The organism is Streptomyces sp. NPDC006544 (assembly GCF_040611715.1).
Lineage (GTDB): Bacteria > Actinomycetota > Actinomycetes > Streptomycetales > Streptomycetaceae > Streptomyces.
Genome location: NZ_JBEXOV010000033.1, coordinates 36,317 through 53,540 on the forward strand (window position 1 = coordinate 36,317; position 17,224 = coordinate 53,540).

Below are 17,224 nucleotides of genomic sequence, written 5' to 3' on the forward strand. Positions count from 1 at the left end.
GCCGCATGAGGGCACCAGGGTGGGACTCCGGCCGGGCGTTTGTATGACAGTTCCGGCGGGCCCTTTCCGGACAGCTGACTGCATCTGGCAGGCTATGCAGCGATCCGAGTAGCCGCGTACCGCGGTGAAACCAACGGGTAAACGAAAGGCGCACGCCATGACATCGGCGTTGCAAACAGCGATCGACACTGCCGCAAAGGCAACTAGGTCGAAGAAGATCGCCGTCGTCCAGCAGAAGGGCGGCAGCGGAAAGTCGACGATCGCCATCAACCTGGCGGCGGTCATGGGACGCTCATCAGTCCCCCACCCCGACTTCCCCGACGTCTCACCGGTCCTCGCGGCCGGCATCGACGTTCAGGCGACCCTGGAGAAGTGGGCAGGACGCGTGCGTGAGGATGCGCTCCCGTTCGACTACCTGACGACTCAGAGCCGCACCGGCGTCATTCAGCAGTACGTCAACGAGCCGGGCCGCCAGCGGGTCATCTACGACACTCCGGGCTTCATGGACGTCGACCCCGACGCCGAGTGGGGCGCCGACCCTCTCGGCGAGGGCCGTGCGGCGGACTCCATGCGTGAGGTACTCGAAGACCTGGACCTCGCCGTGGTACCGATCACCCCGAGCTGGCTGACTCATGACCCGGCCGAGTACACGATCGAGCGCATCCTCAAGCCGCGGGGCATCAAGTTCGTGACCGTGATCAACATGCACGACCCGTCCAAGGGGACTCTCCAGCTCGACAAGGCGAAGAAGTTCCTGGACGACCGCGGGTACCCGCGCATGGCGGACCCCATCCGCAAGTACACGCTGCACGAGAACGCTGCGGAGAACGGCCTCGTTGTCACCGAGTACAAGATGTCTGGGACGGCCCTCAACGGCCGCGAGGACTTCATGAAGCTGGCGCTGTGCGTGGAGCAGCAGCTGTGAACCGGGGCTGGATGGAACTCGTGGCAGGTGGTCGCTGATGGGTAGGCAGGTCAACCCCCCGGGTGGCGTCGGTGGGCCGCGCACGCCTGGAACGGCCGTAGCGCTGGCTCGCTCGTTTGGGGCCCGGCCGCCGGCCGTGCAGTTGGCGACGTCGCCGACGCTGATCGGCGACGAGCAGGAACTGATGGTCCGCTGCGAGGCGGCGATCGAGAACCTCAAGTTCGCCTTCTGGGCTGCGGGTAAGGCGTTGCAGGTCGTCCGTGACACGAAGCTGTTCCGGGCGTCGTTCGCGACGTTCGAGGAGTACGTGGAAGCGCGGTGGGACTTCACCCCGCAGTACGCGAACCGGCTGATCAAGACGTGGAAGATCGCCGAGGCCGTGTTCGACAAAAAATCGAACGATTTGGAAACTATTGTTTCTCGCAAGCTCAACCAGGCCCAGTGCGAGGAGCTGGTAGAGCTGGCCGAGGAACACGGGACGGACGCAGCCGCCCTGCTCTACCTGACGGTCGCGAAGGCCGTCGGCGTGAAGGTGTCGGCGAAGCTCGTCGCCGGAGCCGCCGCATCGCTGCCTGCGGGCGCCGTCGGCGACAAGGTAAAGACGGAAGCCTCCGTGGCCGCCTACCTGTCCGAACTTGAAAGCCCTAAGGCGCTCCCGTCACAGGACGCACTGAAGGCTCTAAAGAAGGTCACCTCGAAGCTCAACGAGAGCGCGCTGAGAGCGGCGATGGAGACCAGTCCGGACGCCACTCGGGCGATGGTCACGGAACTGATCGAATCCCTGTCATCGTCGGTCGGCATCTCAGTGGAGATCAAGTCCGGTGACGCCCTAGCCGCTACCTAGGCCAGCGGCGCCGTAGGCAGGCCTGAAACGCAAGAAGGCTGGTACCCCACGACCGATCGTGGGGTACGGGCCTTCTTATTGGTGACGCACAGATGCGGCGCTCTGTCAGGGGCGTCGACCTTCCCGCTCCCCAAGTCGGGGCTGGGGCGCTGCCCGGCGTGGTCGGTGAGCAAAGCGGCGGCTTCGCGCCGTCAGCGGACGATCATGTGGTCGGGGTGGCCGTTGTTCATGTGGTCCACGCACTGCGGGCAGTCCTCACGCGGCCCGAGCCCGGCGTGCACCTGGCGGCTGGCGTACGCGTGGTGCCAGCACTGCGTGCACTGCCCCCGGGGCGGGCTCTCCGCCGTGGTGGGCGCCATCTCAGCTGTCTCCGTGAAGGGCGGATCCGGGGCGGGTGGTGAGCCAAACGGTGACGGCGGCGGCGCCGATCCCGATGGCGCGGTGGAGTGCCGCGTCCAACTCCATCCACGAGCTGCCCGGTCCGGTGAGCTCCTTGGTGACCGTGCCGTTGTCGTCGAGGCGGACCGCCTGGCAGTGCTCGATGTAGCCGGTCTTCTTGGTCTTCTTCGCCAGCCACAGCAGTAAGGCCCCGCGGTCGATGGCCGCGTGCGTTCCGGCATTGATGGCCGCTCCGGCGAGCAGCGCGGCCGGGGTGACGCGGTAGCCGAACATCCGGGTGATCGCGATGGCCGCCCCGAGCTGTACGGCGGTGTACGAGGCGACGTGGGAGGCGACGGCGCGCCTGCCGAGGGTGGTGGTGGTCATGGTCGGGTGGGTGGAGTCCTCGGTGGCGGGGGAGCCGTCGGCGTGGACCAGGTCCCTGCCGTACAGCCGCTTCCGGGAGGCCGTTTTCGAGCCCTGAACCCAGTGATCACAGGCGGGGTGAAGTTCGCCGAAGGTCGCCAGCAGGGTGCCGAAGAGGGCCAGGCGTTCGGTGGTGAGGGACAGACGGAGCATGCTGGGGTTCTCCTGATCTCGAAAATTCGGGTGGAGGGGAGCGGGGCAGCCGGCCTCTTGCCGATGTTGCGGCCGAGCGTTGTGCGCCTCCGCCCCGGCCTGTGTGGCCGGGGCGGAGGCCGTTCAGAACGGTGGTTCGTCCGGCCAGGCGGAGGCGGGCAGGAGCCGGATGCGAAGCTCGCGCCCTCCAGACCAGCAGCTGCACACCTCCATCTCGGGGTTCGCGCCGCCCACCCACCAGCCGCCCTCGCCCCGGCAGTCGGCGCAGGAGCGGCGGGCGACGGGCGTGAGGTGTATGCGGTGCCGGGCGGCGTACAGGTCCCAGTGACCGGCCTTGTGGGCTGCGGCCGCCGCGGCGACCGTGACGGGCACGGCGGCCACGATCAGCACGGCGGTTCGGACGCGCACGCTCAGGGCTGGCCGAAAGGCTGAACGGTGAAGCGGGTGCCCTGGCCACTGCTGGTGGGCGCCGCGGTGAGGAAGCCGGGTTCGTCCTTCGCGAGGGACGCCAGCAACGCCGTGATCCAGTCGGTGGAGCGCTGGACATCGACGCGCAGCGCGGCGAAGTCCGAGATGTTCACCTGCCGGGGTGCCGTGCCGTAGCGATGGCGCCACAGGCGGGTACGGATCAGGTTGGCGGCCTCGGGGTCTTCGGGCCGGGCGGGCACGCCGCGCGGCATCGCCCGGCAGGCCGTGGCGTGCGCGTTGGCGGCCGTGGCGGCCTCCGCCTCCGACATCGGGTTGTGGCCGGTCTTCTGGTCCGCGCGAAAGGTGCAGCCCAGGCAGGCCGCGGCGTAGTGCGCGGTGCTCCGCTCGGCATCGGCGGTGTAGACGAGGACGGTTGCGCCCTCCAGCGCGCGGTAGCGCTGGGAGACGAGCGTGCCCTCCGGCGTCCAGGTCTCGGGCGCAGGCGCGGGGGCGGGGGCGGGGGCGGTGCGGGTGAACAGGGACACGGTGACGCTCCTCGATGAGGTTCGTTGATCAGGCAGCCAGCCGGTGAGCCACTGGGGCCGTGGACGCGAGGTAGGTGTCGGGGCTGGGCTCGTAGCCGCGGGCGCAGGGGTCACAGCAGCCCTGGGTGCGCAGCGGCAGGCAGAAGTAGTAGCGGCGGGAACACCTCGGGCAGGTGGACCTGGAGGCCATCGCCCGGTCCAGGGCCCATTCCTGCGCGAGCGACGGGGTGCGCTTGGGCTTCGCCAGGTCGACGCGGAGCAGGAAGCCGCGGGTGGGGTGACGGCAGGACCACTGCGGGCGGGTCGCGCACAGCCTGCACCGCAGAATCGCAACCGGCCCCTGGTTACTGCCGGGGCTCAACTGCATCTCCCGTAACCGTCTCCGGGTCACGAGCCCTTCGGGTACCGTGTTGCGGTCGAACTCGGGCAGCGCCGCCTCCTCGCGCGGCACCCGGGTCACCTCACGGCGGCGCCTCTTCCTCCGGCGCGGCATCACCGGCTCCAAGAGCCGGGCAGCCGGGCGGGGCGGTAGGGGTAGCGGGGTCCGGGACGCTGCGGGCGGGGCCGGCCGATGCGGCGGCGCGGGCGGGGAATGAGCACGGGCTGTTCCTCCAGTCGTGTCGGTGGAGCGGTGCTCAGATCAGGCGGTGATGCGGGCGATCTGCGCCGCCTGGACGCCGGTGAGGGTGAAGTCGGGGGCGGCGAGGAGCGCTTCGGCGACGGCGGTGATGCGGTCCCACTCGCGGTCGACCCGCTGCTGGGCGGTGGCCATGACTTGGTCCCAGGCCAGGCCGCCGTCCGGGGCGGGCCCGGTCTCGCTGACCGGGACGCCCGCGGCCGTGAGGATGCTCAGCGCCATCTCCTTGTCGTGGTCAGCCGTGCAGAGGCTGGCCGTCTCCGGGGTGAGGCGGCCGGCCTGGGCGAGCTGGTGGAGGTCGGCGGCCTGGCCGGCGGCTCCGCACACCACGGCGACGTCCAGGTAAGTCCCGAACGACTGGGCCCAGGTGGTGGCGCCGGTCCAGCCGGTGACGCCGTCACGGGTGACGGTGTGGACCCGGACGCGCTCGCAGGTGAAGCCGGCCAGTTGGCCGAGCACGGTGTGGCCGGCCTCGTGGAAGGCGAGCCCGCGCTGGATCAGCGGGAGCGGGGTGGACTGGTTGCGCGCGTTCCGGTAGGGCGTGTGCTGGTCGAGCTCGTACATCGCGTCCTCCTCTTGCCGTCGGCGGTGGTCAGCACTGCGCCCCCGCCGGCGGGAATGCGGGAGCGTGCCAGCGCCGGGGGATGGGGTGGGGTTCAGCGGGGATGGGGACGGCGCGCCTCCCGTGGGGGAAGCGCGCCGTGGTGGGACAGCGGTCAGGCGGCCTCTTCGTCGGCTTCTAGCCGGGGGCCCAGGGCCACCTTCGAGGTCTTGCCTTCCTTGACCCGGTGGATCTTTCCTGCCTTTTCCAGCTTGTTCAGCACGTTCGCGAAGGTCGACTCCGCGACCCCGCAGGCTGCCTGCAGCTGGCCCCGCTCCACGTAGTCGATGTCGTCGGGGTCGATCTCGTCGCCCTGGTCGAGCATGTCGACGTACATGGGGTCGGACTCATCGCGGAGGGCGGCTAGGACCTTCTCCTCCGACGTCAGCTCCTTGGCCTTCGGGAGGTCGACGCCTGCGAAAGAGGTGCCCGCCTCGCCGGTACCGCCTTCGCCGTCCTTCTCTTCGAAGCCGGGGATAGGAGTCTGGGCCAGCATCTCCATGTGCGACTGATCGCCCCACCAGGGCACGTCGACCGGAGCCATGATGTTCTCCGGCCGGATGTGGGGGGTGGCGTCCTCGAGGGTGTCGATCCGCATCATGCCCGCGCGCCCGCCCGGCGCCGCGACGTAGCCCAGGCCGAAGGTTCGGCGCGGGTCCGACTCCGCCATGGTCGGGTCGTACACCAGCGCGTCGTCTTCCTCCACCCACACCGGCGGGATCAGGGACGGGTCCAAGCCCTCGAAGCCGGGGGGCAGGTCGCCCAAGTTCACCTGGTCGCTGTCGGTGCGCAGGATGATCCAGGTTCCGCCGGCCAGGAGGTTGGCGCGGATCGCCTGCTCTCCGCCCAGCTGGTCCAAGTTGACGGTCTGGTTGATCAGGACCCAGGGCATGCCCAGGGAGCGGGTCAGCGAGGCGCCATCCTTGACGATCTTGATGGCTTCCTTGCGGTTCGGTGCGCCGGGGGCCAGCATCTGGGCGGCCTCGTCCAGGATCGTGGCGCAGTACGGCCGCATTGAGGACTGCTCGAAGTTCTTCAGATCCATGGCCGCGGCCTCTTCGATCCGGTGCTGGAGGACCCACCAGGACAGTCGCATGGCGCCCAGGGCTCCGAAGTTCGTCAGGCCGCTGTAGGCGGCCATCTTCGGGATCGCGGGGTTGCTGGCGCCCTTGGGGTCGCCGTAGATCTGGGCCATCTTGTTGGCGTGGTACGCCAGGCTGATCATCTGGCCCGTGCCGCCCTTGCCGGAGCCGGTGGTACCGGCGATCACGACGTGAAGGGCGCCCAGCTTCGGGTCGAAAATCTGGAGTCGTGCGGGGAAACCGGAGACGATCTTCCCGATGTTGACCCAGCCGCCCGGGGTGGCCTTCAGGGAGTCCAGGCCCTGGAAGTCGTGGCCGGCCTCCAGCGGGTTGTGGTCCATGACGCGGATAATCGCGCGCCTGGGATCGCGCCGTCCCGGCTCGTAGGAGACGAGGTCGATGGAGCGGCGCAGCGCTCCGGCCAGCTCACCGAGGTTGACGACCCGGGGGAGTGCGTCCAGGTCGTCGTCGGCCACGACGCGCGCCACCTGGCCGCCGGTGTTCTCGTCCTTGCCTACCTCCTCCAGATGGGTCTTCGGCAGGACCCCCGCCCGGACGCGCTTCCAGGCTCCCTGGAGCGTGGAGGGGTCCAGCTCCGCGCGCTGGGTGTACCAGACGGTGATGAACGCCTCCCCGGAGTGCGCGCCGTACCTCAGGGTGATGTCGTCGACGGAGCGGCCGAAGAGGCTGCTCACGGCTTCCTTCGACACGTTCACGGAGTCGCCCAGGGCGGCGGTGATCCGTCCCTCCCAACGGTCGGCGTAGATCACGACGTCGGAGAGGACCTGGTTGCGGTGGCGTCCGGTCTTCGGGTCGCTGATCACGCGCCCCCAGGCCTCGATCATCTTGTCGGCTAGGGACACCGCGGCCGGGCCGCCGGTATTGGCCGGGGCGGCCTGCCCGGTCGGCTGCGTCTGCCCCTCCTTGATCTTCTGCCTGCCGAAGACTCGGCGCAGGCGCCAGCCGGTGAAGCCGACCGCAGCCCACCAGCCCAGTGACAGGATCCCGGGCACGGTCGTCGGCTCGAAGGCGCCGGCGATCAGCGCCTCGGACGCCTCGGCTCCGCCCAGCTGGCCCAGGGCCAGGCCCATGCCGGTGGTGATCGTGGCGATCCCCATGGTGTCTCGGTGCGCCCGCGCGATGTCGATACCGGGGAGCTGGTTCGCCCAGCGGCCCAGGCGGTTCATGTAGTTGGCCCCGGCGAACGTGGCACCGGCCAGGAAGCCGGCGCCCACGTAGGCCGCCGCGTTCGGGTCCAGGTAGGGGGCCAGGATGCCCACCCCGACGGGGAGGGCGATCTGGAGCGCCGCGGCGGCGCGCTCCGCCGGCTCCGCGTTCGGCATGGTCTTGGTGATGGTGGACATCGGGGGCTGCTCCTGTCTGGGTACTGGCGGATCCGCAAGGGCGCGGCCGGCCCGAAGGGATGCGATCCCCGGGCCGGCCGCGCCAGTGGTGGATGGTGCTATTCCTGCTCGAACCAGTCGCGGCTGACCTTCTCCAGGTCGGTCACGTCGGAGCGGTCGAAAGCCTCCTGGAACCCGGCGTGGGTGGTGCGGGCCTGGTCGCCTGCCGCCTTCGCGGCCTTCGCCGTATCGGACGTCTTCGACGCGTAGGTGAGCGCGCCCTCCGACACGCCCCGGATGATCTTCGCGAGCTCCTGGCACTCCGCCAGGGAGTCGCGGTCCACGGTCTTCGCGCCCAGCGCGTCCGCGTCGGTGGCGGTATCGTCGGCCAGTTCCTTGATGGTGTCCGCGGCCTTCTTGACGCCCTCCGCATTGCGGGCCAAGGCCTTCTCCTTGGCCTGGGTCCTTCGGACGAGGGCCTTGTACGTCAGCTCCGCCATGATCTTCTTTCCCTCCTGGTGCTACGCGGCGGGCGCGTAGGAGCCCTTGTCGTTGTAGAAGCGCAACTCCGCGGGCTTCGTCTCGTCGCTGTCGACGACCGCCTTGTACAGCGGCGCGTACCGGGTCCCGATGTTGGTCAGGACGACCTTGCACATCTCCGCCGCCCGCTTCGCGCGCTTGTGGAGCTCGGCGGCCTCCGTCGCCTGGGCCTTCGCCGCGTCGGCCAGCTTCGTCAGCTTCGCGGCCAGCTTCTCCCCGCCTTCGACGGCCTTGGCCTGCTCGGCCAGGTCCTGGCAGTCCTTCGCCTCGTCCTCCGCCGCGGCCTTCAGCGACTTGCACGCGTCGGCCACCTTGATCAGGTGGTTCTCCTTGGCCTCCAGCTTCCGCTCGTACTGCTTGAAGTTGCGCAGCTCCTTGCGGCTGATCGAACCCCGGGCACCGTCCGTGCCGAGGGTCAGAGTGTTGGCGTCGATCTCCTTGACCAGGAGGGGCTTCACGTCCGTACTCACTCCGTCGTCTCCTTTCTCCGGCGGGGCGATGACGAGCGTCTGGCCGCCGGGCCCGGTCACCGCCGTCCCCTGCTGCTTCGGGTCGTCCTGCTTCGGGTCCTGCGTCTTCGCCTTGTGGTTGGTGCGCGCCTTGTCCAGCCGGGTGTGCTCCTTGGCGTTCTCCTCCTTCTTGTCCTGGTAGCCGTCCTTCGTGCCCTGCGCGTACGACTTCACGTGGTCGACCGCGTTGCGGACCGCGGAGCCGTCGCCGTGACCGACCTCCCGCGAACGCTGGAGCGGGGTCCGGGAGTCGGTCCCGTTCGAGCTGCGGCCGGCCCCACTCTTGCCGGAGCCACCGTTCTTGCCGGAGCCGCCACTCGAACCAGATCCTCCGCCGCGCCCGGAAGAGCCCGGCGAGCCGGAGCCGCCGCTGCTCCCGGAGGAGCCGCCCGAGCCCTGGCTGCCGCCCTTCTTCAGGTCGACCTTCTCGCCCTTGCCCTTGTCGGCCCTGTCCTTCGCGCTGCCGGAATTACCGCTAGACGAGCCGCCCGACATCGATCCGCCGCCGTTTCCGGAAGCACCGGCCTTTCCGTCCTTGCCAGCCTTTCCGCCGGATCCCGAGTTTCCCGAGGAGCCGTCCTTCCCTTTGCCCCCGGAGTCCTTCGGCACCTTGGGGTTGGTGTCCGTCGATGAACCTCCGCCACCGTTTCCGCTGGTACCGCGCCCGCCGCCGGATCCACCGCTCCCATTCGAGCCGGACGAGCCGCGCCCGCCGCCTCCAGTGGCGCCGCCGCTTCCGCCGCGTCCGTTACCCGTGGAGCCGTTCCCGGCGGAATTGCGGCCCGAATTGCCGCCACTGCTTCCGCCGGAATTGCGACCCCCTCCACCGGCCCCTCCGGAGCCGTTTCGGGTGGGAAGTCCGGGCGACTTCATAACCGTGGTGGTGCGGGCCTCTTTCACCTGGTGCGCACTGGCCCTGGCTTTCTCCAGGTCCAGTCGCTTGTTCGCGGTCCCGCCGCCCTTCGCCCAGCGGGTCGCGCCCGCCCGGATCAGAGTTTTGAAAACGCCCTCCTTGTGCTGGGCTCCCGCAGCGTCGGATCCGGCCCCGGTCAGGTCCTGCGGGGCCTTGAACGACTCACTGGTGACGCCCGGGGAAGAGCGGTCCACCACTCCGTCGGGGTCCGCCTTCGCGGTCGGATCGTCCCCGTCTGGCCGGGCCCCGGCGCCGGTCGCGGTGACCGGTCGGGCGGGCTCCACCGCGGCCATCAGGGCAGCCATGATGCCGGTGTCCGCGGCGGGGGCCGGCGCGGTGCTTGCGGCTGGCGCAGCAGGCGGATCGGGGGGTCCCACGGGGACCGGGGGCGCCGTATCGGTCGCCATGACTTCCTCACTCTCCGTGTCGCCGGTGGTTCCTTACTCCTTACCTCCCCAGCGGAGAGCAGCCGATCAGCCGGACCATGGGGGTCTGATTGCGGCGCTCTCCGCCAGGAGGGAGGGAGTAATTAATCACCGTGCGTGACTACACGTCGGCCTTCTTGCCCTTGCGTGCGAACAGCGCGATGACCAGGCCGCCGCCGGCGACGAGACCCAGCAGGGTGGGTGAGTTGACCCCGCCCCCTTCGGCGCCCCCGGCGTTTCTGACGTCCTGAGTGGAGCCGGCGACGGCCATGTCGGATCCGGCGGGGGCTTCGTACTGCTGCCTGCAGTCCGCCACAACGGCACTCTTGGACGGCGCTCCGTACCCCTTGCCGATCAGGTCGGAGGAGTCCTTCACGCACTGGTCGACGGCCGCCTGGAGCTTGTCGGCGGAAGCGGAGGCGGCCTTCATGTCGGCGGCCAGCTTGTCGTTCCGCATCTTGATCTCCTCCAGTTCCAGCCTCTTCATTTGGAGTTGGAGGGCCGCGGCCTCTTTCTCTTCCTTCGCGACGGCTGCCGAATGGACCTGGAACCAGATAGTTCCACTGCCGACGAGCGCCATCCCCGCCATCGCGATGGCAACCTTTCCACGACGCGTCAGACCGGCCTTCTTGTACGTTGCGACCGTTCCGTACGGTCCTTCGTCGGCGTATGGAGAAGGCTCCGGCTCGCTATTTCCGAAGGTCATTCCCGTGGCCATTCCGGATCGAATACCCTCGAAAAGCCTCTCTTCTTCCGGTGTCATTTCATTCTCCATTCTTTCGCGCCAGATCAGAGGCCGCAGAGATCGCCGCCTCTACGCTGCGGAAAGTGTTATAGGGAAGGTCGTTCCATTCCCAGAACCGCACACTCACACCCTGGCGGGCCAGTTGGTTCTGTAGGTAATGCACGGCCTTACCACGGTCGGTTGCGGTGACATGTCCAGTGGATTCCAGAAAAGTCTGGGCACCCCTGACGCACATGCGGCCGGTAGGGGAGAAATCGAAGGACTGGCACCAGCCGTAGCGGGCGAGGACCTCGATGACCTGGACCAGGTGGAACGAGGGCTTCAAGGGGCGCGGCTCTTGCCAGAGCCCCAGGTCGGCCATCGCGGACCGGAGCCCTTTGGGGATAAGGCGCTGGCCCCAGGTCGGAGGGTCGGGCGCCCACATCACCAGGGCCGGGGGGATGACCGCGGGGGGTGCCGGCGGGGATACAGGCGGAGCCGTGCGGGTGCCCGCAGACCAGGTGGCGCGGTCGGGGTCGGCGCGGGAAATGCCCTGGGGTACAGGGCGGATCAAGGACATGCGATCGCTCCTTGAGCGGTCAGGGGAGGGGGCTCGGCCGCCGAAGGGGGCCGGTGACGGGCTAGCCGGTGGTGGCTCGCCGGGTCTGCGGGCGGGTCTGCGGCTTGGGCCGCTCACCGCTGCGCTCACCGGGTCTGCTCGACCGGGTCTGCTGCCGTCCTCGACTGCGGGTTCCAGCAGTCGCAGCGGGTCTCAGTCCGGCACCGGGCCGGTGCCGGACTGAGGTCCACTGGTGGTGCTGGAGGGTGCGCAGATCAGCTCTGCGCGGGCTGCTGAAGGGAGGTCAGGTCCGGGGGCCGGCCTCTTCCTCGTCCTCGTCGGCCGCCGTGGTGCCCGGCTCTTCGGCCGTCTCGTCGGCCTCGGTGTTGCTGGTCTCCTCGTCGGACAACAGCTGGGCCCAGGTGGTCCGGATTCGCTCCTCGCCGCCGACGAAACCCTCCTCGCGGAAGGTCGTCACGGCCTGGCGGTAGGAGAGCGGGGGATCCTCGCGGTAGCGCAGGTGTCGCAGGACCACGACGAGTTGCGCGTTGGTGAGGCGCTCGCCGAGCTGGGGGGTGGGCACGCCCGCGACGGTCGCGAGCTCGTGGAGCGTCATGGTCGTCTCGGCTGTCCGTGACGGCTCCGTCCCCGTGACGGATTCCGTCACGGGCTCCGTGCCGGTGACCGTGACGCCGTCGTGGGTCGAGTCCGTCACGGTGTTGGTGCCCTGTGACGGAATCCCGCCCGTACCGGCGCTGACCTGCGTGACAGTCTTCGTCACGGCCGCACCGCCACCGTGACGGGTTCCCGTGTCCGGCATAGCGGGCGTGACGGAACCGTCATGCCCTGCCCCCGGTTCGAGGGCGAGCGTGACGGATCCGGGCAGCGCGGGTGTGACGGGGGCCGGTGCGAGCATGGCGGCGAGCGCGGTGTCGGCTCCCTGCGTCAGCCGTTCCCGCTGCACCGTCACCAGGCCGACGCCGAGCTCGTCGTCGCCGACGCCGACCTTGCGGGCGAGTCGCCACGAGGCGAGTTCCGCCCACTTGCGCGAGATCCTCCAGGGGTGGTTGGCGGCCAGGGCCCGCAGGACCGCCATGCGCTGCATGACGGCGGCGTTGCGGCGCTGCGCCTCTTTGTCGACGCCGGTCCGGTAGACCACGATCCGGCGGGACAGCAGGCCGATGCCCTCGGCCGAGGCGCACATCGCCATCGGGGTGATGGCGTACACGACGGCCTGCTTCGTGCCCTCCGCGACGACCGCTCCAGTGCCCGACGCGACGGCGGGCAGCAGCCACAGCCCGAGACGGACGGCGGCGGGGGAGGACTGCCCCAGCAAGGTCAAACCGACCATGACGAGCGCGAGGACGAGGGTGGCACCCTCGCCCGCCGCGACCACGCCAAGGGCGGTCGCGTCCTTGGGGAACTGGGTTCGGATGTTGGTGAACGTGCCCCACCCCCCGACGCCGCCTACGACCAGCATCGGCAGCGCGGCGGCGCCCAGGATGATCCCCTGAGCGCGGGTCAGGGACTTCTCTGCGATGTCTTCCATTCTGTGCTCCTTCAGGGGAGGTCAGGCCGCGGTCGGGGTGTCGGCAGCGCGGCGGGCGGACTTGTTCACGCCGAAGGACAGCGGCTGGATGCGCCACGTGACCTCGGCGGCCGGCGGGAAGGCCGAGCCGGGCGCGAGCGACGTCCAACCGTCTCGGGGTGCCCCTTCGGACTCCGCCGCAGCCTCGGCGTCGGCGCTCGTCGCGTGGACGCTGTGCAGGCGGCCGTGGTGAAACAGGGCGTAGACCCGGTCCAGGGCGGCGGCCTGCTTTCGTGCGGTGCGCAGCAGTGTCCGCAGAACGGCCCGGTCCTCGGTGTCGAGGAGGGCATGGGAGCGCAGGCCGAGCAGCTCGCCTTCGGCGCGGGCGATGTCGGCCGTGGCACGGGCGAGGGCCTCGCGGAGCTCCTCCACGGTGGTCTCCGCCCGGATCGCGGAGTCCGTGACGATGGCGGCGTCGATACCGGCGCGGAGCACGTCGGTACGCGCTTGGTCGAGTTCGGTGCGGGTCTGGGCGAGTTCGGCGCGGAGGGCGCGCAGCGTGCGGCTACGAAGGATGCGAAGCACGTGGTTCTCCTTGGGCAGCGGAAGGGGCCGGTACCCGTCCGAAGGCGGGTACCGGGCCGCGGTAGGTCTGTCTGGGTCAGCGGGCGTGACGGTCGTGGCGAGGCAGGCGAATCCGGCGGGGCCGGTACGCGGCCAGGAGGATCAGGGTCGCGATCATCAGCACGAAGGAGATGCTGACGAGGAACAGTCCGATCGAGTACTCAAGCGGGCTCACGGGGGTCTTCTCCTGTCAGGTCGGATGGCGGCCAGCGCAGGCTGCTCGGCGCGGCGAGCCTCGGTGACGGCGTCGCGTCGGCCTCGACGCTGGTGTCGGTCGGTAGAGTCGTGACGGTCTCCGGGCCCCGGCAGGTCGAATGCCGGGGTCCGGAGGCCTTCTCACAACCCGTGCCTTCGGCCGTCAGCTGTCGGCGCGGTCCCGCTTGAAGCGGCGAAGGCCGGGCAGCGCCTTGAGGAGTTCGCCGATGGCGATGCGCACCAACTGCCTGATCTCCTCGCCCTCCTCGGCGGCCATCTCCTCCGGGGTACGGACGGGGCGCGCGACGGGCGTGCCGCGTTCGGCCGCCTGACGGTCGAAGCGCTCGTTCAGCGCGGCGCTGACGAGCATCCGGGCACAGGACAGCAGCTCGGTGGCGGCGTCCAGGAACTGGGTGATCTCAGCCAGCTCCTTGCGGGAGACGTCCCCGCCCAGAAGGTCGGCCGCCTTGTCGAGCAGGTCGTTCACGTCGTCCAGGTCGCGGTGGACCTCTTCCGTGCCGTCGGGGCGGGGCGCCAGTTCGGCAACCTGGCGGCGCAGGCCCGCCAGACGGGACGCTCGGTAGTGGATGTCCTCGTGGGCGCCATTGGTGATGAGCAGGGCTGCGGTGCGAGTCGCGGAAGCGGCGGAGGCGAGGTACGTAGTCGTCGTGGTCATCAAGTTCTCCAGGTGCTGCGTTCGCAGGCGGCCGGCACGGGTTTGCCGGGATGCCTGGGCCGGGGGGCCACAGCCGCAGCACCCTCCAGCCCGACGGGCTGGAGGGTGCTGGACTGGTAGCGGCCCGGTCAGCGCCGCTTCGCGGAGAGCCGCGTGCTGTAGTCGTCCTGGCGCTTCGCGAACGCCTTGTGCAGGCGCTCCCCGTGAAAGCACCGGTCGGACTGCGAGCAGGAGTCGCAACCGCTCGCGTGGTGGCGGTACACGGCGGCGGCCTCCATGTACCGCTGATAGAGGTCGTCAGCCACGGGAGCCGACCGCCTTCGCCTTGCCGTGACGGCGGAGCTTCGCCTCGGCCGTACGGCGCGCTGCGACCGCGCGGTCGGCAGCGTCGGCCGCGTCCTTGACTGTGGCCTTGGCCTGTTCCAGGGCGGTCATCGGGCCGCCTCCGTACCGGGGGCCTGGTGGAAGCGCAGGATCGGCTGGCGCTTGTAGCCCGGGGCCATGTCGGCGAGGGTCCGTCGGACCCGTCGGTGTGCCGGAATCCGCAGGTCGTGCTCACCGGCCATGCGGTGCAGGAGCTGACCGAGCGCCTTGTTGGCGTCGGTCTCATCCCGCTCGAAGCCACGCCGGTTGTCGTCGCGCTCCATGTCGTCGTAGATCCCGGCCTGGGGCGCGGGCGGGGTCGTGGCGCATGCCATGATCTGCATGTGGGTCGTCCTCTCAGGAAGGTGACCTGCTGTGGCAGCCTCGGGGATCCCTAGTCCTTGGGGCTGCCGTCGTTCACTCCCTACCGGGAATGGGCCGCTGTACGAGCAGCCACGGCCCCGGCCGCCGCCCGTAGAAGGGGCAGCCGGGGCTGTGGGCGCTCGTGCATCTCGTTAGTGCGTCAAGCGCCTCTTCTGGGCGGCGATCTGGGTGACAGCCGGAGCGACAACGACCTCCGGCTTCTTCGTGACGCGATTCGACCGACGGCCGTCGGTCTCAGCAACACCTTCAGTAAGGTGCTTCCACCAGCGCTCGGGGTCGACGTCGAGGACGACCAGACGGTGGCTTCCGAGGCAGCGGTTCGGGTTCTGGGTACCGGCCTTGTCCATGTGGTGCGGAGCAAGCTTCGGACGCAGCGTGCTGGGCTTGTTGATAGGAACCCAAGTGCCGCAGTTCGGGCAGATCAGCGAGATGCAGGATGGCCGCAAGTCGTACTGGTGCGGCCGGAGCGTGGAAACCAACAGGACGGAGAGCGAGCTGACGGCGCGGGTTCGGGTCCGGCGCAGCCGCTTCTGAGCAACGAGTTCGGGGGTCCGTTCAGACATTGAAAGCTCCTCAAGTACAGGTGACGGGTGCGTCGCGGGTGCCCTCTCCGCCCTCCAGGCCGCGCGGCGAACCGGCGCACCTGCAACACGGACAGCGCATCAGCGCTGCGACGTTGCACGCGGCAGACCTGGCGGAGGAGTTAGAAGTGCCTCGGACTCCGGCCACCGAAGTGGCGATCTGCTGCGGTAATACGGGTCAGAACGATGCACTTCATCCAGTCGCTATGCATTGACTAGACAATGGCTTCGCCGTGATGAAGATGACACCCAGGTGACGTCACGTCAAGCCTGGCCAGCAGGGCTGCGGTTGGTGTCTCTCGATGCGCAGCACCTCAAGATCGGCATCGCCCCTGGTCAGACCCCACACGACATCAACGAGGCGCCATGCAGAACGATTTACATTGACTAGACAATGCCCCCCGCGGGGGGTACACATAGGCCCATGACAAGCTCACCCGTGTACCAGCGGATCGCGGACGATCTCCGCAGAGGGATCACCGACGGCACGTTCCCGCCCGGTGCTCAGATCCCTACCGAGGCAGACCTTCTAGAGCGGTACGGCGTGAAGTCGCGCGCCACTGTCCGGCAGGGCCTCGCGATGCTCGTGCACGAGGGCTTGATCGAGGCCCGCCGACCGAAGGGCTACTTCGTCATCGAGCACAAACGGTTGGTCTATCGACCGCAGGCCGAGTTTCGCAAGAAGCCGCCTCAGGTCGACATCTTCACCAACCTGGTGGCCGAGGAAGACGGCCGGATCCCCAGTCAGGACATTGAGGTCTCGATCATCGAGCCGACCGGTCTGATCCGTGACCGCCTCAAGCTGAAGGACGGCCAGCTCGCTGCCGCCCGACGGCGAGTCCGTCGACTCGACGGCGTGGCCTACAACATCAACGATTCCCACGTCGCGCTTGACCTTGTCCAAGGCAGCGAGTGGATGCACCCTGGCGATGTCCAGCGCGGCACGGACACCGTTCTCAGCGAGTTGATCGGAAGCGACCTGGTCTACGGCTTCCACGAGCTGTATCTCCGCATGCCCACGCCGGCTGAGGTGCACAGGCTCAACCTCGGCGCCGGCGTTCCGGTCGCCGAACACATCTCCACCTCGTTTGACAGTGACCGGAACCCGATCCAGTGCACAGTCAACATCGTCCCCGGTGACCGGCACGTCATTGTGTTCGAGACCCACCGCGAGACCGAGAACCAGGCTCTGCCTCGTATCCCCTGGGGTGCCCCGTGATCCTCGTGCGCGCCGAAGAGGCGGACCTGCCCCGACTCCTGAAGTTCCGTACGGACGCCTCGGCCTGGCTGTCCGAACTCGGCACCGACCAGTGGGCCAAGCCCTTCCCGGCCTCCCACATCCTGGCCAGCGTTCGACGCGGTGAGGTGTACCTCGCCAAGGAGCACCTGGAGAAGGACGCCGCGGCAACCATCACCTTGGACCGGGACGCCGATCTGAGCGTGTGGACACCCACCGAGGCAGCAGAAAACGCCATGTACGTCCACAAGCTTGCGGTCGACCGCGCGTACGCCGGGACAGGCCTGGGAACGCAGCTCCTCGACTGGGCCGGAGACGAAGCCGCCCGCCGGGGCTTTCGATGGCTGCGCCTCGACGCTTGGACGACAAACTCCAGGTTGCAGGCGTACTACATGGCCCATGGGTTCACCCACGTCCGCACGAACACCGACGCGCAGGTCGTTTCCGGTTGGGCTGCTCAGCGGCCGTCCCGTCACGCCGAGCACGGCTTCGACGTTCGCCACTTGGAGCAGCCAAACGGGTGAAGCTGCCCGCCTTCGGCACTGGTGACAACACGACACGCCGATCAGGGTGTTGCGCTAACCACTCCATGATCCGCTAGATTTCAGTCCAACACGACGAAAC

At 69.1% G+C, this 17,224-nt stretch carries 23 protein-coding genes; 4 read left to right on the plus strand and 19 right to left on the minus strand.

What is annotated here, in order from left to right:
- Nucleotides 1–157 precede the first annotated feature (157 nt).
- Together ABZY44_RS17585 and ABZY44_RS17590 are read left to right on the plus strand one after the other, a co-directional pair.
- A complete protein-coding gene (locus tag ABZY44_RS17585) occupies nt 158–925 on the plus strand; it encodes a ParA family protein (protein ID WP_356654669.1) in 768 nt (255 codons plus the stop codon).
- A 37-nt stretch (nt 926–962) separates the two neighbouring features.
- Entirely contained in the window at nt 963–1,769 is an 807-nt protein-coding gene (locus tag ABZY44_RS17590) for a hypothetical protein (protein WP_356654671.1), read from the plus strand.
- A gap of 191 nt (nt 1,770–1,960) precedes the next feature.
- On the opposite strand, the gene ABZY44_RS17595 is transcribed toward ABZY44_RS17590, so the two are convergent.
- From ABZY44_RS17595 to ABZY44_RS17685, 19 genes are all read right to left on the minus strand, one after another.
- Nucleotides 1,961–2,128, minus strand: a complete 168-nt coding sequence (locus ABZY44_RS17595; RefSeq protein ID WP_356654673.1) for a pRL2-8 — start codon at nt 2,126–2,128, stop codon at nt 1,961–1,963.
- Between the two features lies 1 nt (nt 2,129).
- Entirely contained in the window at nt 2,130–2,726 is a 597-nt protein-coding gene (locus ABZY44_RS17600) for a hypothetical protein (protein WP_356654675.1), read from the minus strand.
- Nucleotides 2,727–2,849: 123 nt separating this feature from the next.
- Nucleotides 2,850–3,134 carry a hypothetical protein gene (locus ABZY44_RS17605; protein ID WP_356654677.1) on the minus strand — a complete coding sequence of 95 codons (285 nt, stop codon included), beginning with the start codon at nt 3,132–3,134 and terminating at the stop codon, nt 2,850–2,852.
- Nucleotides 3,135–3,136: 2 nt separating this feature from the next.
- Nucleotides 3,137–3,679 carry a hypothetical protein gene (locus ABZY44_RS17610; RefSeq protein ID WP_356654679.1) on the minus strand — a complete coding sequence of 181 codons (543 nt, stop codon included), beginning with the start codon at nt 3,677–3,679 and terminating at the stop codon, nt 3,137–3,139.
- 28 nt (nt 3,680–3,707) lie between these two features.
- Nucleotides 3,708–4,130: an RRQRL motif-containing zinc-binding protein gene (locus ABZY44_RS17615; protein WP_356654681.1), complete on the minus strand. Its 423-nt coding sequence runs from the start codon at nt 4,128–4,130 to the stop codon at nt 3,708–3,710.
- Nucleotides 4,131–4,319: 189 nt separating this feature from the next.
- Nucleotides 4,320–4,880: a hypothetical protein gene (locus tag ABZY44_RS17620; protein WP_356654683.1), complete on the minus strand. Its 561-nt coding sequence runs from the start codon at nt 4,878–4,880 to the stop codon at nt 4,320–4,322.
- A 152-nt stretch (nt 4,881–5,032) separates the two neighbouring features.
- On the minus strand, nt 5,033–7,363 hold the full coding sequence (locus ABZY44_RS17625; RefSeq protein WP_356654685.1) for a hypothetical protein: 2,331 nt from the start codon (nt 7,361–7,363) through the stop codon (nt 5,033–5,035).
- Between the two features lie 98 nt (nt 7,364–7,461).
- Nucleotides 7,462–7,842 (minus strand): hypothetical protein, encoded by a 381-nt coding sequence (locus ABZY44_RS17630; protein ID WP_356654687.1) that lies wholly within the window; start codon nt 7,840–7,842, stop codon nt 7,462–7,464.
- A 21-nt stretch (nt 7,843–7,863) separates the two neighbouring features.
- On the minus strand, nt 7,864–8,886 hold the full coding sequence (locus ABZY44_RS17635) for a hypothetical protein (RefSeq protein WP_356654689.1): 1,023 nt from the start codon (nt 8,884–8,886) through the stop codon (nt 7,864–7,866).
- Between the two features lie 964 nt (nt 8,887–9,850).
- Entirely contained in the window at nt 9,851–10,492 is a 642-nt protein-coding gene (locus ABZY44_RS17640) for a hypothetical protein (RefSeq protein ID WP_356654691.1), read from the minus strand.
- A 1-nt stretch (nt 10,493) separates the two neighbouring features.
- Complete coding sequence (locus tag ABZY44_RS17645) at nt 10,494–10,835, minus strand: hypothetical protein (RefSeq protein WP_356654693.1); 342 nt, start codon at nt 10,833–10,835, stop codon at nt 10,494–10,496.
- A 481-nt stretch (nt 10,836–11,316) separates the two neighbouring features.
- Complete coding sequence (locus ABZY44_RS17650) at nt 11,317–12,561, minus strand: hypothetical protein (protein WP_356654695.1); 1,245 nt, start codon at nt 12,559–12,561, stop codon at nt 11,317–11,319.
- Between the two features lie 21 nt (nt 12,562–12,582).
- Nucleotides 12,583–13,125 (minus strand): hypothetical protein, encoded by a 543-nt coding sequence (locus ABZY44_RS17655; protein ID WP_356654697.1) that lies wholly within the window; start codon nt 13,123–13,125, stop codon nt 12,583–12,585.
- Nucleotides 13,126–13,201: 76 nt separating this feature from the next.
- Complete coding sequence (locus ABZY44_RS17660) at nt 13,202–13,339, minus strand: hypothetical protein (RefSeq protein WP_356654699.1); 138 nt, start codon at nt 13,337–13,339, stop codon at nt 13,202–13,204.
- 183 nt (nt 13,340–13,522) lie between these two features.
- Nucleotides 13,523–14,035 carry a hypothetical protein gene (locus tag ABZY44_RS17665; RefSeq protein WP_356654701.1) on the minus strand — a complete coding sequence of 171 codons (513 nt, stop codon included), beginning with the start codon at nt 14,033–14,035 and terminating at the stop codon, nt 13,523–13,525.
- Between the two features lie 128 nt (nt 14,036–14,163).
- Nucleotides 14,164–14,340, minus strand: coding sequence for a hypothetical protein (locus ABZY44_RS17670; RefSeq protein WP_356654703.1), 177 nt, complete (start codon nt 14,338–14,340; stop codon nt 14,164–14,166).
- Nucleotides 14,333–14,470, minus strand: a complete 138-nt coding sequence (locus tag ABZY44_RS17675) for a hypothetical protein (protein WP_356654705.1) — start codon at nt 14,468–14,470, stop codon at nt 14,333–14,335. Before ABZY44_RS17675 ends, ABZY44_RS17670 begins: the two co-directional genes overlap by 8 nt.
- A complete protein-coding gene (locus ABZY44_RS17680; protein ID WP_356654707.1) occupies nt 14,467–14,742 on the minus strand; it encodes a hypothetical protein in 276 nt (91 codons plus the stop codon). Before ABZY44_RS17680 ends, ABZY44_RS17675 begins: the two co-directional genes overlap by 4 nt.
- 171 nt (nt 14,743–14,913) lie before the next feature.
- Complete coding sequence (locus ABZY44_RS17685; RefSeq protein WP_356654708.1) at nt 14,914–15,345, minus strand: hypothetical protein; 432 nt, start codon at nt 15,343–15,345, stop codon at nt 14,914–14,916.
- A gap of 442 nt (nt 15,346–15,787) precedes the next feature.
- On the opposite strand from ABZY44_RS17685, the gene ABZY44_RS17690 reads away from it, so the two are divergent.
- Nucleotides 15,788–16,582, plus strand: coding sequence for a GntR family transcriptional regulator (locus ABZY44_RS17690; RefSeq protein ID WP_356654710.1), 795 nt, complete (start codon nt 15,788–15,790; stop codon nt 16,580–16,582).
- Complete coding sequence (locus tag ABZY44_RS17695) at nt 16,579–17,124, plus strand: GNAT family N-acetyltransferase (RefSeq protein WP_356654712.1); 546 nt, start codon at nt 16,579–16,581, stop codon at nt 17,122–17,124. Before ABZY44_RS17690 ends, ABZY44_RS17695 begins: the two co-directional genes overlap by 4 nt.
- The last annotated feature ends 100 nt before the right edge of the window (nt 17,125–17,224 follow it).

Bases quoted from the DNA above. Each gene is read 5' to 3' on its own strand.
- ABZY44_RS17690 (WP_356654710.1), top strand. From the start codon at position 15,788: ATGACAAGCTCACCCGTGTACCAGCGGATCGCGGACGATCTCCGCAGA.
- ABZY44_RS17595 (WP_356654673.1), bottom strand. From the start codon at position 2,128: ATGGCGCCCACCACGGCGGAGAGCCCGCCCCGGGGGCAGTGCACGCAG.
- ABZY44_RS17680 (WP_356654707.1), bottom strand. From the start codon at position 14,742: ATGCAGATCATGGCATGCGCCACGACCCCGCCCGCGCCCCAGGCCGGG.
- ABZY44_RS17625 (WP_356654685.1), bottom strand. From the start codon at position 7,363: ATGTCCACCATCACCAAGACCATGCCGAACGCGGAGCCGGCGGAGCGC.
- ABZY44_RS17630 (WP_356654687.1), bottom strand. From the start codon at position 7,842: ATGGCGGAGCTGACGTACAAGGCCCTCGTCCGAAGGACCCAGGCCAAG.
- ABZY44_RS17600 (WP_356654675.1), bottom strand. From the start codon at position 2,726: ATGCTCCGTCTGTCCCTCACCACCGAACGCCTGGCCCTCTTCGGCACC.
- ABZY44_RS17585 (WP_356654669.1), top strand. From the start codon at position 158: ATGACATCGGCGTTGCAAACAGCGATCGACACTGCCGCAAAGGCAACT.
- ABZY44_RS17640 (WP_356654691.1), bottom strand. From the start codon at position 10,492: ATGACACCGGAAGAAGAGAGGCTTTTCGAGGGTATTCGATCCGGAATG.
- ABZY44_RS17665 (WP_356654701.1), bottom strand. From the start codon at position 14,035: ATGACCACGACGACTACGTACCTCGCCTCCGCCGCTTCCGCGACTCGC.
- ABZY44_RS17650 (WP_356654695.1), bottom strand. From the start codon at position 12,561: ATGGAAGACATCGCAGAGAAGTCCCTGACCCGCGCTCAGGGGATCATC.
- ABZY44_RS17620 (WP_356654683.1), bottom strand. From the start codon at position 4,880: ATGTACGAGCTCGACCAGCACACGCCCTACCGGAACGCGCGCAACCAG.
- ABZY44_RS17675 (WP_356654705.1), bottom strand. From the start codon at position 14,470: ATGACCGCCCTGGAACAGGCCAAGGCCACAGTCAAGGACGCGGCCGAC.
- ABZY44_RS17590 (WP_356654671.1), top strand. From the start codon at position 963: ATGGGTAGGCAGGTCAACCCCCCGGGTGGCGTCGGTGGGCCGCGCACG.
- ABZY44_RS17685 (WP_356654708.1), bottom strand. From the start codon at position 15,345: ATGTCTGAACGGACCCCCGAACTCGTTGCTCAGAAGCGGCTGCGCCGG.
- ABZY44_RS17645 (WP_356654693.1), bottom strand. From the start codon at position 10,835: ATGGCCGACCTGGGGCTCTGGCAAGAGCCGCGCCCCTTGAAGCCCTCG.
- ABZY44_RS17635 (WP_356654689.1), bottom strand. From the start codon at position 8,886: ATGTCGGGCGGCTCGTCTAGCGGTAATTCCGGCAGCGCGAAGGACAGG.